Origin of the sequence: Kocuria rosea (assembly GCF_023715525.1) — a bacterium.
Lineage (GTDB): Bacteria > Actinomycetota > Actinomycetes > Actinomycetales > Micrococcaceae > Kocuria > Kocuria rosea_A.
Genome location: NZ_JAMBOG010000014.1, coordinates 19,213 through 35,539 on the forward strand (window position 1 = coordinate 19,213; position 16,327 = coordinate 35,539).

Annotated in this window: 13 protein-coding genes; 4 read left to right on the plus strand and 9 right to left on the minus strand. The window is 74.4% G+C overall.

Annotated features, from left to right (window positions below; translation table 11 throughout):
* Positions 1–108 precede the first annotated feature (108 nt).
* The gene (locus tag M3185_RS11085) at positions 109–1,650 is read right to left on the minus strand and encodes an NCS1 family nucleobase:cation symporter-1 (RefSeq protein WP_251333734.1); all 1,542 of its coding nucleotides are present in this window, start codon (positions 1,648–1,650) and stop codon (positions 109–111) included.
* Between the two features lie 270 nt (positions 1,651–1,920).
* Here M3185_RS11085 and M3185_RS11090 point away from each other — a divergent pair, with 270 nt between their 5' ends.
* The 3 genes from M3185_RS11090 (at position 1,921) to M3185_RS11100 (ending at position 4,770) form a co-directional block, all read left to right on the plus strand.
* On the plus strand, positions 1,921–2,421 hold the full coding sequence (locus M3185_RS11090) for an RNA polymerase sigma factor (protein ID WP_251333735.1): 501 nt from the start codon (positions 1,921–1,923) through the stop codon (positions 2,419–2,421).
* Complete coding sequence (locus tag M3185_RS11095) at positions 2,418–3,038, plus strand: methylated-DNA--[protein]-cysteine S-methyltransferase (protein ID WP_251333736.1); 621 nt, start codon at positions 2,418–2,420, stop codon at positions 3,036–3,038. Before M3185_RS11090 ends, M3185_RS11095 begins: the two co-directional genes overlap by 4 nt.
* Positions 3,039–3,192: 154 nt before the next feature.
* Entirely contained in the window at positions 3,193–4,770 is a 1,578-nt protein-coding gene (locus M3185_RS11100) for a sodium:solute symporter family transporter (protein WP_251333737.1), read from the plus strand.
* A gap of 85 nt (positions 4,771–4,855) precedes the next feature.
* On the opposite strand, the gene M3185_RS11105 is transcribed toward M3185_RS11100, so the two are convergent.
* From M3185_RS11105 to M3185_RS11125, 5 genes are all read right to left on the minus strand, one after another.
* Positions 4,856–5,977 carry an NAD(P)/FAD-dependent oxidoreductase gene (locus M3185_RS11105; RefSeq protein WP_251333738.1) on the minus strand — a complete coding sequence of 374 codons (1,122 nt, stop codon included), beginning with the start codon at positions 5,975–5,977 and terminating at the stop codon, positions 4,856–4,858.
* 62 nt (positions 5,978–6,039) lie between these two features.
* Complete coding sequence (locus M3185_RS11110; protein ID WP_251333739.1) at positions 6,040–7,086, minus strand: Gfo/Idh/MocA family protein; 1,047 nt, start codon at positions 7,084–7,086, stop codon at positions 6,040–6,042.
* Positions 7,086–7,847 (minus strand): amino acid ABC transporter ATP-binding protein, encoded by a 762-nt coding sequence (locus M3185_RS11115; protein WP_251333740.1) that lies wholly within the window; start codon positions 7,845–7,847, stop codon positions 7,086–7,088. The genes M3185_RS11110 and M3185_RS11115 overlap by 1 nt, the downstream gene beginning before the upstream one ends.
* Positions 7,844–8,653 (minus strand): amino acid ABC transporter permease, encoded by an 810-nt coding sequence (locus M3185_RS11120; protein ID WP_251333741.1) that lies wholly within the window; start codon positions 8,651–8,653, stop codon positions 7,844–7,846. The genes M3185_RS11115 and M3185_RS11120 overlap by 4 nt, the downstream gene beginning before the upstream one ends.
* A 76-nt stretch (positions 8,654–8,729) precedes the next feature.
* Positions 8,730–9,587: an ABC transporter substrate-binding protein gene (locus M3185_RS11125; protein ID WP_251333801.1), complete on the minus strand. Its 858-nt coding sequence runs from the start codon at positions 9,585–9,587 to the stop codon at positions 8,730–8,732.
* A gap of 184 nt (positions 9,588–9,771) precedes the next feature.
* Between M3185_RS11125 and M3185_RS11130 the strand changes: the two genes are divergently transcribed.
* Positions 9,772–10,854 (plus strand): LacI family DNA-binding transcriptional regulator, encoded by a 1,083-nt coding sequence (locus M3185_RS11130; RefSeq protein ID WP_251333742.1) that lies wholly within the window; start codon positions 9,772–9,774, stop codon positions 10,852–10,854.
* Between the two features lie 63 nt (positions 10,855–10,917).
* Here the strand turns inward: M3185_RS11130 and M3185_RS11135 are convergent, their stop codons facing one another.
* From M3185_RS11135 to uca, 3 genes are read right to left on the minus strand one after another with little or no spacing between them, the layout of a single operon-like run.
* Positions 10,918–11,337, minus strand: coding sequence for an allophanate hydrolase-related protein (locus M3185_RS11135; RefSeq protein WP_251333743.1), 420 nt, complete (start codon positions 11,335–11,337; stop codon positions 10,918–10,920).
* Complete coding sequence (locus M3185_RS11140; RefSeq protein WP_251333744.1) at positions 11,327–12,679, minus strand: allophanate hydrolase; 1,353 nt, start codon at positions 12,677–12,679, stop codon at positions 11,327–11,329. The genes M3185_RS11135 and M3185_RS11140 overlap by 11 nt, the downstream gene beginning before the upstream one ends.
* A complete protein-coding gene (gene uca / locus M3185_RS11145) occupies positions 12,676–16,326 on the minus strand; it encodes an urea carboxylase (RefSeq protein ID WP_251333745.1) in 3,651 nt (1,216 codons plus the stop codon). Before uca ends, M3185_RS11140 begins: the two co-directional genes overlap by 4 nt.
* Between the last annotated feature and the right edge of the window lies 1 nt (position 16,327).

Sequence of the window (16,327 nt, forward strand, 5' to 3'; positions counted from 1 at the left end):
GGAGCAGGCCCGGGCACCGCCGGGGCCGCGGCGCGGCGAGCTCCCCGCGCGACGCTCCGGGCGCGCCCGGGGTGGTGTTCGGGTCGACCACCGGGAGCCGCGGGCCGCTCACGGGCGCGCCTCCGCAGCCGCGCCGGGGGTGGCCCCGGCCGGGGCCTCGGCGGTCTCCTTCCAGGGGCCGTGCACCGAGGCCACCCAGTAGATCGCCGCCCCCAGGGCGCACCCGATGAACCAGTTGAACGCGGCCGCCCCCGCCAGGCTCGGCACCAGCACGATGACGAGCCCGACCAGCGCGGCGGCCGCCGTGGCGAGGACCGCGTTGGGGTTGACGCCGTTGCGGTACCAGTACCTCCCGCCGGGGTCCATCGAGTAGAGGGCCTCGACGTCGATGCGCTGCTTCTTGACCACGTAGAAGTCGACCAGCAGCACGCCGAAGAGCGGGCCGATGAACGCGGCCAGGGTGTCGAGCGTGTAGTGGATCAGCTCGGGGCTGCTGTAGAGGTTCCAGGGAGTGATGAGCACCGAGCCCACGGCGGCGATCATCCCGCCCGCGCGCCAGGAGATCCTGCGCGGGTCGACGTTGGAGAAGTCGAAGGCCGGGGAGACGAAGTTCGCCACGATGTTGATCCCGATGGTCGCCACCGTGAAGGTCAGCGCGCCCAGGAGGATCGCCCAGGTGCTGTCGAGCCGGGCGACGGTCTCGATGGGGTCGGTGAGGAGCTCCCCGTAGACCGGGACGGTGGCCGCCGCGCAGGTGACGGTCAGCAGGGCGAAGAGGGTGAAGTTCACGGGCAGGCCCCAGAAGTTGCCGCGCTTCACGTCAGCGAAGCTGCGGCTGTAGCGGGAGAAGTCGCCGAAGTTGAGCAGGGGTCCGGAGAAGTAGCTGACCACCAGGGCCACGGCGGTGAGCATCACGGGCAGCGCCTCCCAGCCGGTGAACTCCACGGTGCCCAGCGTCCAGTTCACGTTCTGCCACCCGGCGGTGGCCACGAGGTAGATCGCCAGGGCGAACATCACCACGTACACGGCGGGCCCGGCCCAGTCGATGAACCGGCGGATCGAGTCCATGCCGCGCCAGAAGACGAGGGCCTGGGCGACCCACAGGACCGCGTAGCCGACCCAGCCGAGCGCGGAGAGCCCGAGGAAGCCGTGCTGGTCCACGTCGGCGTACGCGCCGAGGGACGGCCACAGCCGGAGCATGACCACGACGAGCGCGTTGGAGGCCAGGTAGGTCTGGATGCCGTACCAGGCCACGGCGATGAGCCCGCGCACGACCGCCGGCAGGTTCGCGCCCCGGACCCCGAAGGCCACGCGCGCCGTCACGGGGTAGGGCACCCCGGCCTGCTGGCTGGGCTTGGCCACGAGGTTGGCGAAGACCTGGACGATCACGATGCCGACGACGAGGCAGACGAGCACCTGCCAGCTGGCCAGGCCCAGGGCGAAGAGGCTGCCCGCGGTGACGTAGCCGCCGACCGAGTGCACGTCGGACATCCAGAACGCGAAGATGTTGTACCAGGACCACTTCTGGTCCTTCAGCGGGGCGAGGTCCTCGTTGCTGAGGCGCTCGTCGTGGCCGGGGCGCACAGCCCCCCGGGCCGGAGCAGGTGCCGCGGCGGCCGGCGGGACGGAATCAGGAGCGACGGTGGACATGGCGTCGGCCTTCCAGAGGGGCGCTCCGCGGCGTGCGCGGGGCACGGCGGGGACGCAGTGGATGAAACGTCGGTATCGACAATTTCAGTCAACGGGCGTCTTGTTTCATCACCGTTTCCGCACGGGGCACAGCCCGTTAACACCGGAACCCACCGGTAGTCCGGCGTCCCCGGCGCCGCCGGCGCCGCCCGGCATCCCGGGGCGGCGCCGGGCACGGCGGGTTCCGGCGCGGCACCTCACGTTCCGGCCGCCGCGGACGTCTACGGGGTGATGGAGACGAAACAGCCTTTCGAGACGGTGGTCGCCCGGCACGGCCCGGTCGTGTGGCGGGTCTGCCGAGCGGTGCTCGGCGGCCACGCCGACGCCGAGGACGCGTGGTCGGAGACGTTCCTGGCCGCGCTGCGCGCCTACCCGGTGCTCCCGGCGTCGGCGGACGTGCAGGCCTGGCTGGTCACGATCGCCCACCGGAAGGCGATCGACGTGGTCCGCGCACGGACCCGTCGGGCGGTGCCGGTGGCGGCCCTGCCGGAGCGGGCCTCGTCCCCGGGCGTCCCGCCCGAGGACGCCGCACCGCTGTGGGCCGCGGTGGCCGCCCTGCCGCCCAAGCAGCGCCGCGTCGTCGCCTACCGCTACCTGGGCGGGCTGCCCTACCGGCAGGTCGCCGAGCTGGTGGGCGGGACCCCCGAGGCCGCCCGCCGCGCCGCCGCCGACGGCCTCGCCACCCTCCGCCGCACCCTGGCGGAGCCCGACCGGAAGGAGCACGAGCGATGAGCACGGACACCGAGGACGGGGCGCTGCAGGAGCTGCTGGGCGCCGCGCCCGCCCCCGAGGACCTCCTGCGCCGGCTGCACGGCCGGCTCGAGGACGACGCCGCCCGGGCGGGGGTCCTCGACGTGGCCTGGACGACCGTCGACACCCCGGTGGGCCCGCTGCTGCTGGCCGCCACGGAGCACGGGCTCGTCCGCGTGGCCTACGAGCGGGAGGACCACGGGACGGTGCTGGAGGAGCTGGCCCGGCGGATCAGCCCCCGGGTCCTGCGCGCCCCGGCCCGCCTGGAGCCGGCCGTGCAGCAGCTGCAGGAGTACTTCGCCGGGACCCGCACCCGCTTCGACCTCCCGCTCGACCGGTCCCTCTCCCGCGGCTTCCGCCGCCTGGTCCAGGAGCACCTGCCCGAGATCGGCCACGGGCGCACGCAGAGCTACGGGGACGTCGCCCGCGCCGTGGGCCGCCCCGGCGCGGGCCGCGCGGTGGGCACCGCCTGCGCCACGAACCCCCTGCCCGTGGTCGTCCCGTGCCACCGGGTGCTGCGCAGCGACGGCAGCCTCGGCGGGTACGTCGGCGGGCCCAGGGCCAAGACCGCGCTGCTGGCGCTGGAGGGCGCGGCCTGACCCGGCACCGGCGGCCCGCCCCGGCCCCAGCCGCCCGGCGCGGTTAAACACGACCGTTACGGAGGAGAAACGGCCGCGCCGCACCCCGCCGGTAGAACTTATCTGTCAGATGACAGAAACTCCGCTCGGGCGGAGCCCAGGCTGGGAGAAGCACATGATCATCATGGGGGTCGGCATCACCGTTCTGGCGGTGCTCATCATCGGCGTGGTCGTCGCCCGCAAGGTCGACGGCGACAGCACCAACTACCTCGTGGCGGGGCGGCAGCTGGGCATGCCCCTCGTCGCCGTGTCGCTCACCGCCGCCGCGGTGGACTCGAACGCGACCGTCGGCAACACGGACCTCACCTCCAGCTACGGCTTCTGGGCGGGGGCGTCCCTGGCCCTGGGCCTGGCGCTGTGCCTGCTGCTCGCCGGGCTCTTCCTGGCCAGGCCCATGAACCGGATGCGGCTGTTCACCCTCGGCGACTTCTTCCGGATCCGCTACGGCCGGACCACGGAGGCCACGGCCTCCGTCATCATGATCTTCGCCTTCACGTTCCTGCTGGCCGGCAACCTGGTCGCCTGCGGCTTCCTGCTCGAGTACTTCGCGCACGTCCCGTACTCGCTGGGCGTGGTGGTGGCCAGCGCACTGGTGCTCAGCTACACCCTCGCCGGCGGGCTGTTCTCCGACGCGTACACCGCGGTGCTGCAGACCGCGATCACCGTGGTGGCCGCCGTGGCGCTGATCGTGTGGGTCGCCCTCACCTACGGCATCGTCGTCCCGGAGGGCATGGGCCCGTTCGACCTCGAGCAGCTGACCTCCTCGGAGGCCGGCGCCCCCGTCAACTGGGCCACGCTCATCGCCCTCGGCGTCGGCGACCTCGTGGCCATCGACTTCATGCAGCGCATCTTCGGCGCCAGGAGCCCGAAGGCCGCCCAGCGCTCCTGCTTCCTGGCCGCGGGCACCACCGCGGCGATCGGCACGGTCTTCGCCCTCGTGGCCCTGACCGCCTCCTCCGTGCTGGGGCTCACCGCCGAGGACGGCCCGATCCTCTACACCCTGCTCGGGGAGTACGCCCCGCCGCTGCTGGCGGTGCTGGTGCTCTCCGGGATCGTGGCGGCGTCCTTCTCCACGGCCTCCGGGGCCATCCTGGCGACGTCCGCCGTGACCGTGCGCAACGTGTTCAACGTGCGCCGCACCGAGATCACCGGCGCCCACGACCCGCTGCTGCGCTGGACGCGCCTGGCCATGCTCCCCGTGGTGGTCGTGGGCATCCTGCTGGCCGTCCGGGTCAGCCAGACCGGCATCCTGCTGACCCTGGCGTTCGACCTGATGCTCGCGAGCCTGTCCGCCTCGTTCCTCCTGGGCACGTTCTGGAAGCGCCCCGGGGCCCGCGCCGCCCTGGCCGCCGCGGGCGTGGGCCTGGTCTCGCGCCTGGTCTTCCTCGTCCTGACGCCCACGATCTACGGGGCGCCCAACGACCTCCTGTACGTGCAGAACCCCGTCTTCACCAGCGCGTTCGACGGCTGGGCCACCCTGGTGGCCGGGGCCCTCGGCTGGCTCACCTACGTCGCGGTCGGCTGCACGGCGCCGCGCCCGCAGGCCGAGACGGACACGCAGCGGATCGAGCTCTACCGCCTGTACCGCGAGCAGACCCCCTCCGGGTTCGCGCCGCGGGTCCGCACGGCCCCGGCCGGTACGGCACCGCAGGCCGCCACCCCGGCGGAGGAACCGCTCCCGGCGGGCCTCTGAGCAGCGTCCCCCCACACCGCACGGGGCGCCGGTCCGACGGACCGGCGCCCCGTGCGCCGTGCGCCGTGCGGGCTTCCCGCAGCGGCTACTGCGCGAAGCGCTCCGGCCGGAAGGTCTCGAGCAGGGGGTGCTTCTGGCCGGACAGCACCTCCCCGGCGAGCAGCTCGCCGGCGATCAGGCCCAGCGTGGCGCCCGAGTGCGTGAAGGCCACGAAGCAGCCCGGGACCTTCTCCAGCTCGCCGAACACCGGCTCGCCGTCGCCCGGGATGGGCTTGTGGCCCAGCTTCCAGTTGCCCGGGGCGAGCCGCGGGTTGCCGGCGACCAGCGCGGAGGCCTCGTCGAGCAGCTCCTGGACGACCTCCTCGGAGACGGTGAAGGAGCCGTCCTCGTGCTCGACGATCTGCTCCTCGTACCAGTCGTGGTCCACGGCCAGCGTGCTGCCCGGGTTGGGCCGCACGGCCGCCCGCGGGGTGTTCAGCACCGCCGTGACGCCGTGGTCCACCGGCTCGGTGACGACGAGCATGGAGACCGGGGACCCGTTGTCGATCACGACCCCGTGCTCGGCCACCACGGACGGGGTCGCCGCCCCGCAGGCCACCACCACGGCGTCGGCGGCGTGGACGGTGCCGTCCGCGGTGCGCACGCCCGTGGCGCGGCCGCCGGCGGTCTCCACCGAGCACCGCCCGGCCCCGGTGACCAGCTCTCCGCCGCGGGCGGTGAACTCCTCCATGAGGTGCTCGACCAGGTGGGGCAGGCTGACCCAGCCCTCCCCCGGGTTGAAGACGGCGACGTCCTCCACGGCGGTGGCGTCGATGTTCGGGGTCACCTCGGCGACCTGCTCGGGCTTGAGCAGCAGGGAGGCGTAGCCGTGGGCGGCCTCGTGCTCGTGGCGGGCCTCGGTGGCGGTCGCCTGCCCGGGCACGTCCCAGAACAGGCCGCCGTCGAAGCGCAGCCAGTCCCGCCCGGGGTCCTGGGCGAAGAGGGTGCGGTAGCGGTCGACGCCCAGGGTGCGCAGCCGGTGGTACGGCTCCGACCGGGCACCGGCCGAGTTGAGCCAGGACAGGGACCGGCCGGTGGCCCCGCTGGCGAGCTCCGTCTCGGTGACCAGCGCGACGGAGGCCCCGCCGCGCAGGAGGTGGACGGCGGTGGAGACGCCGAGGACGCCGCCGCCGAGGACGACGACGTGCTGGGGGTGGGTTGCGGACACGGTGCACGCTCTCTTTCTGTGGGTTCTGGATCGGGGCCCGCCCCGCCGGGGGCGGGCGGAGGTCAGTTCAGGCCGTGGACGCGCTCGATGACGCGCAGGACCTCCACGGCGTCGGCCGGGTCCACGGGCACCGGCCCGTCCCGGCGCAGGCACGCGGCGAGCCGGCGGTAGAAGGCGGGGTAGTCCCCGCGCTCGGCCGGCACGGGGGCCAGGTCCTCGCCGGCCCCGAGCACCCCCCAGCGGTCCTCGGGCTCGACGCCGTAGCCGGGGTCGGTGGGGGCCGTCCCGGCGTCCAGCGCCGGCTCCTGCCCGTCCAGGCCCCACTTGGTGTACGCGGCCTCGGAGCCCAGCACGTGGAAGCGGGGGCCGACCTGGGCGGCGAGCCCGTTCATCCACAGCCGGGAGCGGACGCCGCTCTCGTGCAGGAGGGAGACGAAGGTGTCCTGGTCGGCGTCGGAGACCCCCGGGTCCCCGTGCCGGGCGGCCTCGGCGTGCACGGCCCGGACCGGGCCGAACAGCTGCAGGGCCTGGTCGACGAGGTGGGCGCCGAGGTCGTGCAGGATCCCGCCCGCCTCGGCGACGGGGGCCTCGTCCTTCCAGGACCCGAAGCCCTCCGGCATCCACCACTCGAAGCGGGACTCGAAGGTGCGCACGTCGCCGAGCGCGCCGGCCTCGACCAGTTTGCGCAGGGTGAGGAAGTCGGCGTCCCAGCGGCGGTTCTGGAACACGGTGAGCACCACGCCGGCCGCGGCCGCCCGCCGGACCAGCTCCTCGCCCTGCGCCGCGGTGGGGACGAAGGGCTTGTCCACCACCACGTGCAGCCCCCGCTCGATCGCGGCGCCCGCCTGGGCGAAGTGGGTGCCCGGCGGGGTGCCGAGCACCACGAGGTCCAGCTCCAGCTCGCCGGCGTCGACCAGGGCGAACAGCTCGTCGCCGCTCGCGACGACCCGGGCCCCCGGGTGCTGCCCGGCGGCCCGGGCGGCCCGGCCGGGATCACCGGTGACGACCGCGTCCAGGGAGTACTGGGGGTCGGCGGCGATCAGGGGCGCGTGGAAGACCCGCCCGGAGACGCCGTAGCCCAGGACCGCGGTGCGGATCGGCGCGGGCATCAGAGCACCTCCGAGAGGAAGCGGCGCAGCCGGTCGCTGCGCGGGTCGTCGAAGATCTGCTCGGGGGTGCCGGCCTCCACGATCTCGCCCTCGTCCATGAACACGACCTGGTCGGCGGCCTTGCGGGCGAAGTTCATCTCGTGGGTGACCACCACCATGGTGATCCCGGTGCGCCCGAGCCCGGCCATGAGGTTGAGCACCCCCTTGACCAGCTCCGGGTCCAGGGCCGAGGTGGCCTCGTCGAAGAGCATGACCTCCGGCTCCATGGCCAGGGCCCGGGCGATGGCCACCCGCTGCTGCTGGCCCCCCGACAGGTCCCGGGGCCGGTGGTCGGCGCGCTCGGCCAGCCCCACCTCGGCCAGGTGCTTGCGCGCCAGGGCGCGGGCCTGGGCCTTGGGCAGGCTGCGGACCCGGGCCGGGGCCAGGGCCACGTTCTCCAGGGCGGTGTGGTCGGGGAAGAGGTTGAAGTGCTGGAAGACCATCCCGATCCGCCGGCGCAGCACGTCGGGCTTCACGCCCAGCACGCTCTGCCCGCCCAGCAGCACCTCCCCGCTGCGGGGCTCGTGCAGGCGGTTGATCCCGCGCAGCAGGGTGGACTTGCCGGACCCGGAGGGGCCGATGATGCAGGTGGTGGTCCCGGCCGGCACGGTCAGGCTCACGTTGCGCAGCACCTCCACCTCCCCGAAGGCCAGGGTGAGGTCGCGGATCTCCAGGGTGGAGCCGTGGTAGGTCTCCACGGGGGCGGTGGCGGCGGCGGTCATGCTCTGCTCCCAACGGTCGGTGCGGTCGTTCCAGCGGTCAGCGGTGCGGCGGCGTCGAGCTCCTCGACTTCCTCCAGCCCGCTGGAGGGGGCCACGGCGCGGCGGCGCCCGGCGCGGAAGCGGTGGTCGAAGTAGTTCACCAGGTGGGTCAGCGGGACGGTGATGATCAGGTAGAACACCCCGGCCATCACCAGCGGGGAGAGGTTGCCGGTGAGCACCGCCGCGTCCTGGCCCACCCGGAACAGCTCGCGCTCGGAGACCAGCAGGCCCAGGAAGTACACCAGGCTGGAGTCCTTCACGATCGCGATGAACTCGTTGACCAGCGCCGGCAGCACCCGGCGGATCCCCTGCGGGACCACCACCAGGTACATGGCCCGGGAGTAGCTCATGCCCAGGGCCCGGCAGGCCTCCAGCTGGCCCTTGTCCACGCTCTGGATCCCGGCGCGGAAGATCTCCCCGATGTAGGCGCTGGCGATCAGGGCCAGCGCGGCGATGCCCAGCGGGTACGGGGAGGCCCCGAAGATCGACTGGCTGAACCGGGCGAAGCCCTGCCCGATCAGCAGGATGGTCAGGATCGCGGGCAGCCCGCGGAAGATGTCGGTGTAGATCCGGGCCGGGACCCGCAGCCAGCGGGTGCGGGAGATCCCGGCCACGGCCACGACCATGCCCAGCACGAGGCCGATGGCGGTGGCGCACACGGAGATGATGAGGGTGTTGACCAGCCCGACGGTCAGCAGCTGCGGCAGCACCGCGAGCATCGCGTCGACGTCGAGGAAGGTCTTGGTGATCGTGTCGATCCAGTCCATGAGGTGCTCTCAGACGCTCGGAGGAACGGCGGGGACGGGGCGGGGGTCCGGCGGCGGGCCGGACCCCCCGGGACCGTCAGGAGGTGGGCTCGGCGCCGGCGGTCTGCTCGGCCTCGGGCAGGTACTGGTCGGGCATCGGGGAGCCGGGGAACCACTTCTGGTACAGCTCCTTCCAGGTGCCGTCCTCCATCGCCTCGGCGAGGCCCTCGTTGAGGGCGTCGCGCAGGGCGGTGTTGCCCGGGGCCACCGCGAAGCCGGCGGGGGCGTCGAAGGAGGGGATGTCGGCGGCGCTGACCAGGTCGTACTGCTCGATGTAGGACTTGGCGGCCTCGTAGTCGAGGAAGTGGGCGTCCACGGCGCCGCTGTTGACGGCGGAGATCGCGGCGTTGTTGTCCGGGAAGCGCACCAGCTCGGTGCCGGTGAAGTTCTTCACCGCGTAGGCCTCCTGCAGGGTGCCCTGCACCACGCCCAGCCGGCGCCCGGCCAGGTCCTCCACGGATCCGATGCCGGAGTCCTTCGGGGTCACGGCCGAGAGGTAGCCGGCGAGGTAGCCGTCGGTGAAGTCCACGGTCTGCTTGCGCTCCTCGGTGATGCCGATGGCCGCCACGCCGACGTCGAACTGGCCGTTGGCCACCGCCGAGAGCAGCCCGGAGAAGTCCTGGCCGGTGAACACGACCTCCTCGATCCCGGCCCGCCCGGCGACGTCGCGGAAGAGCTCGACGTCGAAGCCGGTGAACTCCCCGCTCTCGTCGGTGAAGGTGTACGGCTTGGAGTCCCCGAGGCTGGCCACGCGGATGGTGCCCGGGTCGATGAGGTTGTACGGGTTGTCCTGCGCGGACTCGGCGGCGTCGCTGCCGGCGCACCCCGTGAGGGCCAGCAGGACGGCGCACAGGGCGGCCACGACGGCCAGGAGGCGGGAGGTGGTGCGTCCCATCATGTTGTTGCTCCAATGCTCGGGAGTCGTCGTCGGGACCGGAGGCCCCCGGACTCGCCAGGTCGAGTTCACCTGCTTTGAGACCGGTCTCAACCGGCGGGTTGAGACCGGTCTCAGAACTGGTATGTTGAGAGAACTTACGTAGTGATCCGCGCCACGTCAAGAGGTGTCACGAAAGGTTTACATGAGCCCCGATCCCGCCCGGCCGCGAGAGGTCACCGTGGCCGACGTCGCCCGGGAGGCGCGCGTCGCCAAGGCCACCGCCGCCCGCGCCCTGGGCGGCTACGGGGCCGTCAGCGACGCCGCCCGCTCCCGCGTGCTGGCCGCGGCGGACGCGCTGGGCTACCGGCCCAACGAACTGGCCCGCAGCATGAACACCGGGCGCTCGCACACCATCGGGGTGGTGGTCGGTGACATCGAGAACCCCTACTTCGGCGTGGCCACCCGGGGGATCTCCGACACCGCCAAGGCCGGGGGCTACGACGTCATCCTGATCAACACCGACGAGGAGGTGGAGGCGGAGGTCGACGCGGTGCGCGTGCTGCTGGACAAGCGCGTCGACGGGCTCGTCGTGGCTCCCTGCTCGTCCTGGAGCACCGGCCACCTCGCCGAGGTGACGGCGTCCGGGCGGCCCCTGGTGCTGCTGGACCGCCGGCTCGACGGCCTCGGGGTCGACGCCGTGGAGGCCGACATGGTGCCCGCGGCCCGGGAGTGCACGCGCCACCTCGTCGAGGCCGGCCACGAACGGATCGCCTACGTCTCCACGGCGGACGAGCCGGCCGGGGGCTACCGCTTCGGCGCGCCCCTGCAGGCCTCCCCGGTGACCGACCGCCTCGCGGGCATGGCCGCGGCGCTGGACGAGGCGGGGCTGCCGCGCCGGCCCGAGTACGTCCGCCTCGGCGCGCGGACCGAGGCGGACGTCCGGCGCGTCACCCGCGAGCTGCTGGAGGCCCCGGAGCCGGTCACCGCCGTCATCGCCTCCGACAGCCTGGTCGGGGTGAGCGTGCTGACCGCCGTGCGGGAGCTCGGCCTGCGCGTCCCGGAGGACCTGTCCTTCGTCATGTTCGACGACCTGCCGTGGACCACCCTGGTCGACCCGCCCATCACCGTGGTCGCCCAGCCGACGTTCGACATCGGCACCGCCGCCGCCGCCGTCCTGCTGGAGCGGCTCGAGGGGCACGGGGGCCCGCCGCGCACCCAGAGCTTCCCGGCCCGCCTGGTGCGGCGCGGGTCCGTAGGCCCCCCGCCGGCCGGGCCCCGCCGGTGACGCCCCGCCCGTGACGCCCCGGCGGTGAGGCGCCGCCGGCGAGGAGGGCGGCGCGCGGCCCGCTCAGGCCGCGGACTGCCGGTACGCCGCCCAGCCGCCGTGGGCGGTGATGTCCTCGGCCCCCTCGACGGCGTAGGGCTCCACGAGGAACCCGGGCAGCCCGCGGCCGTCGGCGAGGGCGACCTTGCCGATGGCCATGGGGGCGGGCAGCCCGGCCACGAACGCCCCGAAGGCGGCAGGGGCCAGCGCCCAGACCTCCACGGCCAGGGCTGCCCCGCCGTCCGGGGCGCGGACCACGCCCGGCTTGGGCGGCACGGTGTCCAGGGCGAACATGCGGTACTCGGCGGCCGTGGTGGTGGCCTGCACGAACCGGGCGGACAGCGCGAGCAGCTGGGCGTTGAGCGGCTGGCCGCGCAGGTGCGCGCCCGCGACCACGAGCAGCACCTCCGCGGCCCCTGCGCGGGCGGGGGGTTCAGCAGTCACCGAAGCCGCCCTCCCGCGCCACGTCGACCAGCCGGTCGTCCTCGAACGTGCCGCCGACCAGCTGGACGCCGAACGGCAGGCCGTCCACCCGCCCGGCGGGCACCGCGAGCGCGCTGAGGTCCAGCAGGTTCACGAAGTTCGTGAACCGTCCCATCCGGCTGTTGGCGCCCACGGGGTCGGCCTCGACCTCGGCCAGGGTGGGGTGGAACGTGGTGGTGGGCAGCACGAGCGCGTCGACGGTGGCGAACACCGAGCGGGCCCGGCGGGTGCAGCCGTCCAGGAACTCCTGGTCGGCGAACACCCGGTGGGCGGGGATCTGCCCGGCCGCGGCGATGATTCGCCCGACGGTGGGGTCCACCGCGTCCCGGTGGGCGTCGACGAACGCGCCCACGGCCGTGTACCGCTCGGCGACGAACGCGCCGTCGTAGAGCAGGGACGCGGCGGCGAGGAACGGCTCGACGTCGACGGGCACCGCCCGGAAGCCCCGCTGCTCGAACTGGCGCACGGCCCCCGCGTACGCCTCGGCCCAGCCGGGGGCGAGCTCCCCGAGCTGCTCGGCGGGGGCGTAGCCGACGACGCGGTCGAGACCGGCCGGCCGCAGCGGGGCGCTGGCCCGGGAGCGGGCGTCGCCGTCGTCGATCCCCGCCATGACGGAGGCGGCGAGGCGGGCCAGGCCGAGGTCCCGGGACATGGTGGTCACCACGTCCTGGGTGCGGCAGGCGGGCACGACCCCGGTGGAGGGCACGACGCCCTTGGTGGGCTTGACCCCGTACAGCCCGTGCAGGGCCGCGGGCACCCGGCCGGAGCCGGCGGTGTCGGTGCCGAGGGCGAAGTCCACGAACCCGAGGGCCACGGCCACCCCGGAGCCGCTGCTGGACCCGCCGGAGATCCGGGCGGGGTCCTCGGCGTGCCGGACGGCGCCGTAGGGGCTGCGGGTGCCCACGAGCCCGGTGGCGAACTGGTCCAGGTTGGTGCTGCCCATGACCACCGCGCCCGCCTGCTTGAGCCGGCGCACCACGGCGGCGTCCTGCGCCGGCTCGTAGCCGAACGCGGGGCACGCGGCGGTCGTGGGCAGGCCGGCCACGTCGATGTTGTTCTTCACCGCGAACAGGGTCCCGGCCAGGGGCAGGTGCTCGCCGGCGGCGCGGGCGGCGAGGGCGCGGGCGACGTCCCCGGCCACGTCCTGCGGGGGGCGCAGCCCGATCCAGACCTCGGGCCGGTCCGCCTCCTCGACCAGCCGGTAGCGCTCGGCCACCAGCTCGGCGGCCTCGCGCGCCGCCGCGGTCGCCGGTGCGCCCGCCGGTGCGCCCGCCGGTGCGCTCGTCGCTGCTGTCGTCGTCATCGGTGCTCTCCTCGCTCCTGGATGCCTTCTCGGCCCGTTGCGGCCGGTGCCGGCTCGGCCGCGTCCGTGCGGACCACGGCCAGCACCGCCCCGGGGCTCACCTGCGCGCCGGGCTCGACGACGATGCGCTGGACCACGCCGTCCGCCGGGGCCTGCACGGGGGCCTCCATCTTCATGGCCTCGACCGCCATGAGGGTCTGGCCCTCGCGGACCCGGTCCCCCACCTGCACGTCCACGCGGAAGACGTTGGCGGCGAACTGGGCCTCGACGCCCTCGCACCCGTCGGGGATCTCCACGGCGACGTCGTCGGGCGCGGCCAGCCCCTCGAGGGCGGCGGCGCGCTCGAACTCGCCGGCCTCGTCCCACGCCTGGCGCTCGGCGTCGAAGGCCGTCTGCTGGCGGTCCTTGAACGCGTCGATGCTCTCGCGGTTGTCGGCGAGGAAGCGCTCGTACTCGGCCATGGAGAACTCGCCCTCCTCGATCCGCAGGGGCAGCCGGCCCGCGGCCATGTCGGCGCGCATGGTCGCGAGCTCCTCGGAGGAGACGGGGTACCACTTGATCCGGTCGAAGAAGCGCAGCAGCCACGGCGTGCCCTCCTCGTAGGGCCCGCGCTGGCGGTGCGTGGACCAGACCTGCGTGGTGCGGCCCACGAACTGGTAGCCGCCCGGGCCCTCCATCCCGTAGATGCACAGGTAGGCCCCGCCGATGCCCACGGCGTTCTGCGGCGTCCAGGTCCGGGCCGGGTTGTACTTCGTGGTGACCAGCCGGTGCCGGGGGTCCACCGGGGTGGCGACGGGCGCGCCGAGGTAGACGTCGCCGAGGCCCAGGACCAGGTACTCGGCGTCGAAGAGCACGGAGCGGACGTCCTCGACGGAGTCCAGGCCGTTGATCCGGCGGATGAACTCGATGTTCCAGGGGCACCACGGGGCGTCGTCGCGCACGCCCTTCTCGTAGCGGCGGATGGCCTCGCGGGTCGCGGGGTCGTCCCACGACAGGGGCAGGTGCACGGTGCGGCTGGGCAGGCGCAGGTCGTGGGTGGCGGGCAGCTGCGCGTCCACGGCGAGCACCCGCGCCAGCGCCTCGTCCAGGCCGAGCCGGTCCGGGTCGAGGTGGACCTGCAGCGAGCGGATGCCGGGGGTCATCTCCAGCACGCCGGCCAGGGCGCCGTCGTCGACCTGCTCCTGCAGGGCGCGGCGCAGGGCCTCGACGCGCATCCGGGAGGCGATGTCCAGGGTCATCTCGCCGTACTCGACGAGCACGTTGGAGTCGCCGCTGCGCCGCACGGTCAGGGACGGGCGCTCGGCGCTCCCGGGCACCGCGGCGACGATCCCGCCGTCGACGACGGCGTCCCGCCCGGCCACGACCTGCGCCCGCGGGCGGGCGCGCAGCTCGGCGGCCTGGGCCTGGGTGATGGGCACGAACCGCACGCGGTCCCCGGCGCGCAGCTGCCCGAGCTTCCACTTCTGGCCGTCGGCCACCGTGGCGGGGCAGGTGAACCCGCCCAGGCTGGGGCCGTCGGGGCCCAGCAGGATGGGCATGTCGCCGGTGTAGTCGACCGCGCCCACGGCGTACGGGGTGTCGTGGATGTTGGAGGGGTGCAGGCCCGCCTCCCCGCCGTCGCGGCGCGCCCACTGCGGCTTCGGCCCGACCAGCCGGACGCCGGTGCGGTCGGAGTTGAAGTGGACCTCCCAGTCGACGGCGTAGAACTCCTCCATGCCGGCCACGGTGAAGAACTCCGGGGCGGCGTGCGGGCCCTCCAGGACGCCGATCTCCCAGTACGCCCCGACCTGCGGGCGCCGGGCGAGCGGGACGTCGGCGACCTCGTGGGGCACGGCGGGGGTGTTGATCCCCAGGACGTCGCCGGGGGCGAGGGCGCGCCCGGCGGCCCCGCCGATCTCGCCCTGCACGAAGGTGGCCGCGGAGCCCAGCACCAGCGGGACGTCGAGGCCGCCCTCCACCAGCAGGTAGGAGCGCATGCCCTGCTCGGCCCGGCCGATCGTCAGGACGGCGCCGGCGGGCAGCTCCAGCACCGTCCACTGCTCGGCGGGGCGCTTGTCGAGGAGGACCTCGACGGGGGCGCCGGTGACCACCGCGCGGGTGGGCGTGTGGAAGCGCAGGGTCGGTCCGGCCACGGTGATCTCGAGGCCGGCGGCGCGCTCGGGGTTGCCGAGGGCCTCGTTGCCGAGCCGGAAGGACAGCTCGTCCATGGGCCCCGACGGCGGGATGCCCACCGGCCAGTAGCCGATCCGGCCCGGCCGGTCCTGGACGGTGGTCATCAGCCCGGAGCGCAGCACCTCCACGCGGGGCTGCGCGCTGCGCACCCCCTCGAGGGTGGCGGTGGAGTGCTCGACGGCGGCGACCGCGGGCAGGCCGGTGATGGCGCGCAGCAGGCCCAGGTTGGTGGCCACGCCGTGGACGCGGGCGTCCTCGAGGGCCCGGGCGAGGGCGGCCCACGCCTGCTCGCGGTCCTCCCCGTGGGCGACGAACTTGCTCAGCAGCGGGTCGTAGAACGCGCTGACCTCGGTGCCGACCTCGACCCAGGAGTCCACCCGGATCCCCTCGGGGACCACGAGGCCGGTGACGGTGCCGGCGCTGGGCAGGTTGTCGAGGTCGGTGTTCTCGGCGTACACGCGGGCCTCCACGGCGGCGCCGCGGGCGACGAGCTCCGTGTCCATCATGGAGCGGTCGCCGCCGGCCAGCCGGATCATCCACTCGACGAGGTCCACGCCGTAGACGGCCTCGGTCACGGGGTGCTCGACCTGCAGGCGCGTGTTGACCTCGAGGAACGCCGCCTCCTCCCGGACCGGGTCGTAGATGAACTCCACCGTCCCGGCGGAGCGGTAGGCCACGGAGGCGCACAGCCGCCGGGCGGCGTCGTGGATCGCGGCGCGCACGGCGCCGGGCAGGCCCGGGGCGGGGGCCTCCTCGACCACCTTCTGGTGGCGGCGCTGGAGGGTGCAGTCGCGGTCGCCGACCACGAGGACCTCGCCGAGGCCGTCGCCGAAGACCTGGACCTCGACGTGCCGGGCCCGGTCCACGAGCCGCTCGAGGAAGACCCCGGCGGAGGAGAAGTTGGCCCCGGCCACGCGGCGGACGCTCTCCCACGCCGCGCGCAGGTCGGCGGCGTCGCGGCACTCCTGCATGCCGATCCCGCCGCCGCCGGCGGTGGCCTTGAGCATGACGGGCCAGCCGATGGCCTCGGCCTGGGCGAGTGCGTCCTCGAGGGAGTCGAGCAGCCCGGTGCCGGCCAGCAGGGGCACGTCGGCGGCCACGGCGGCGTCGCGGGCGGTGTGCTTGGCGCCGAAGACGTCCAGCTGCTCCCGGGTGGGGCCGACGAACGCGATCCCGGCGGCCTCGCAGGCCGCGGCGAACCCGGTGTCCTCGGAGAGGAAGCCGTAGCCGGGGTGGATCGCCCCGGCGCCGGTGCGCTGCGCGGCGGCGAGGAGCCGGTCGATGTCCAGGTAGCTCTCCGCGGCGGGGGCGGGACCGAGGTGGACGGCCTCGTCGGCGGCGCTCACGTGCAGGGCGCCGCGGTCGGCGTCCGAGTAGACGGCCACGGCCCGCAGGCCGAGCGCCTGGACGGAGCGGATGATCCGCACGGCGATCTCGCCGCGGTTGGCGACGAGGACGGTGTCGAAGGCGCGCACG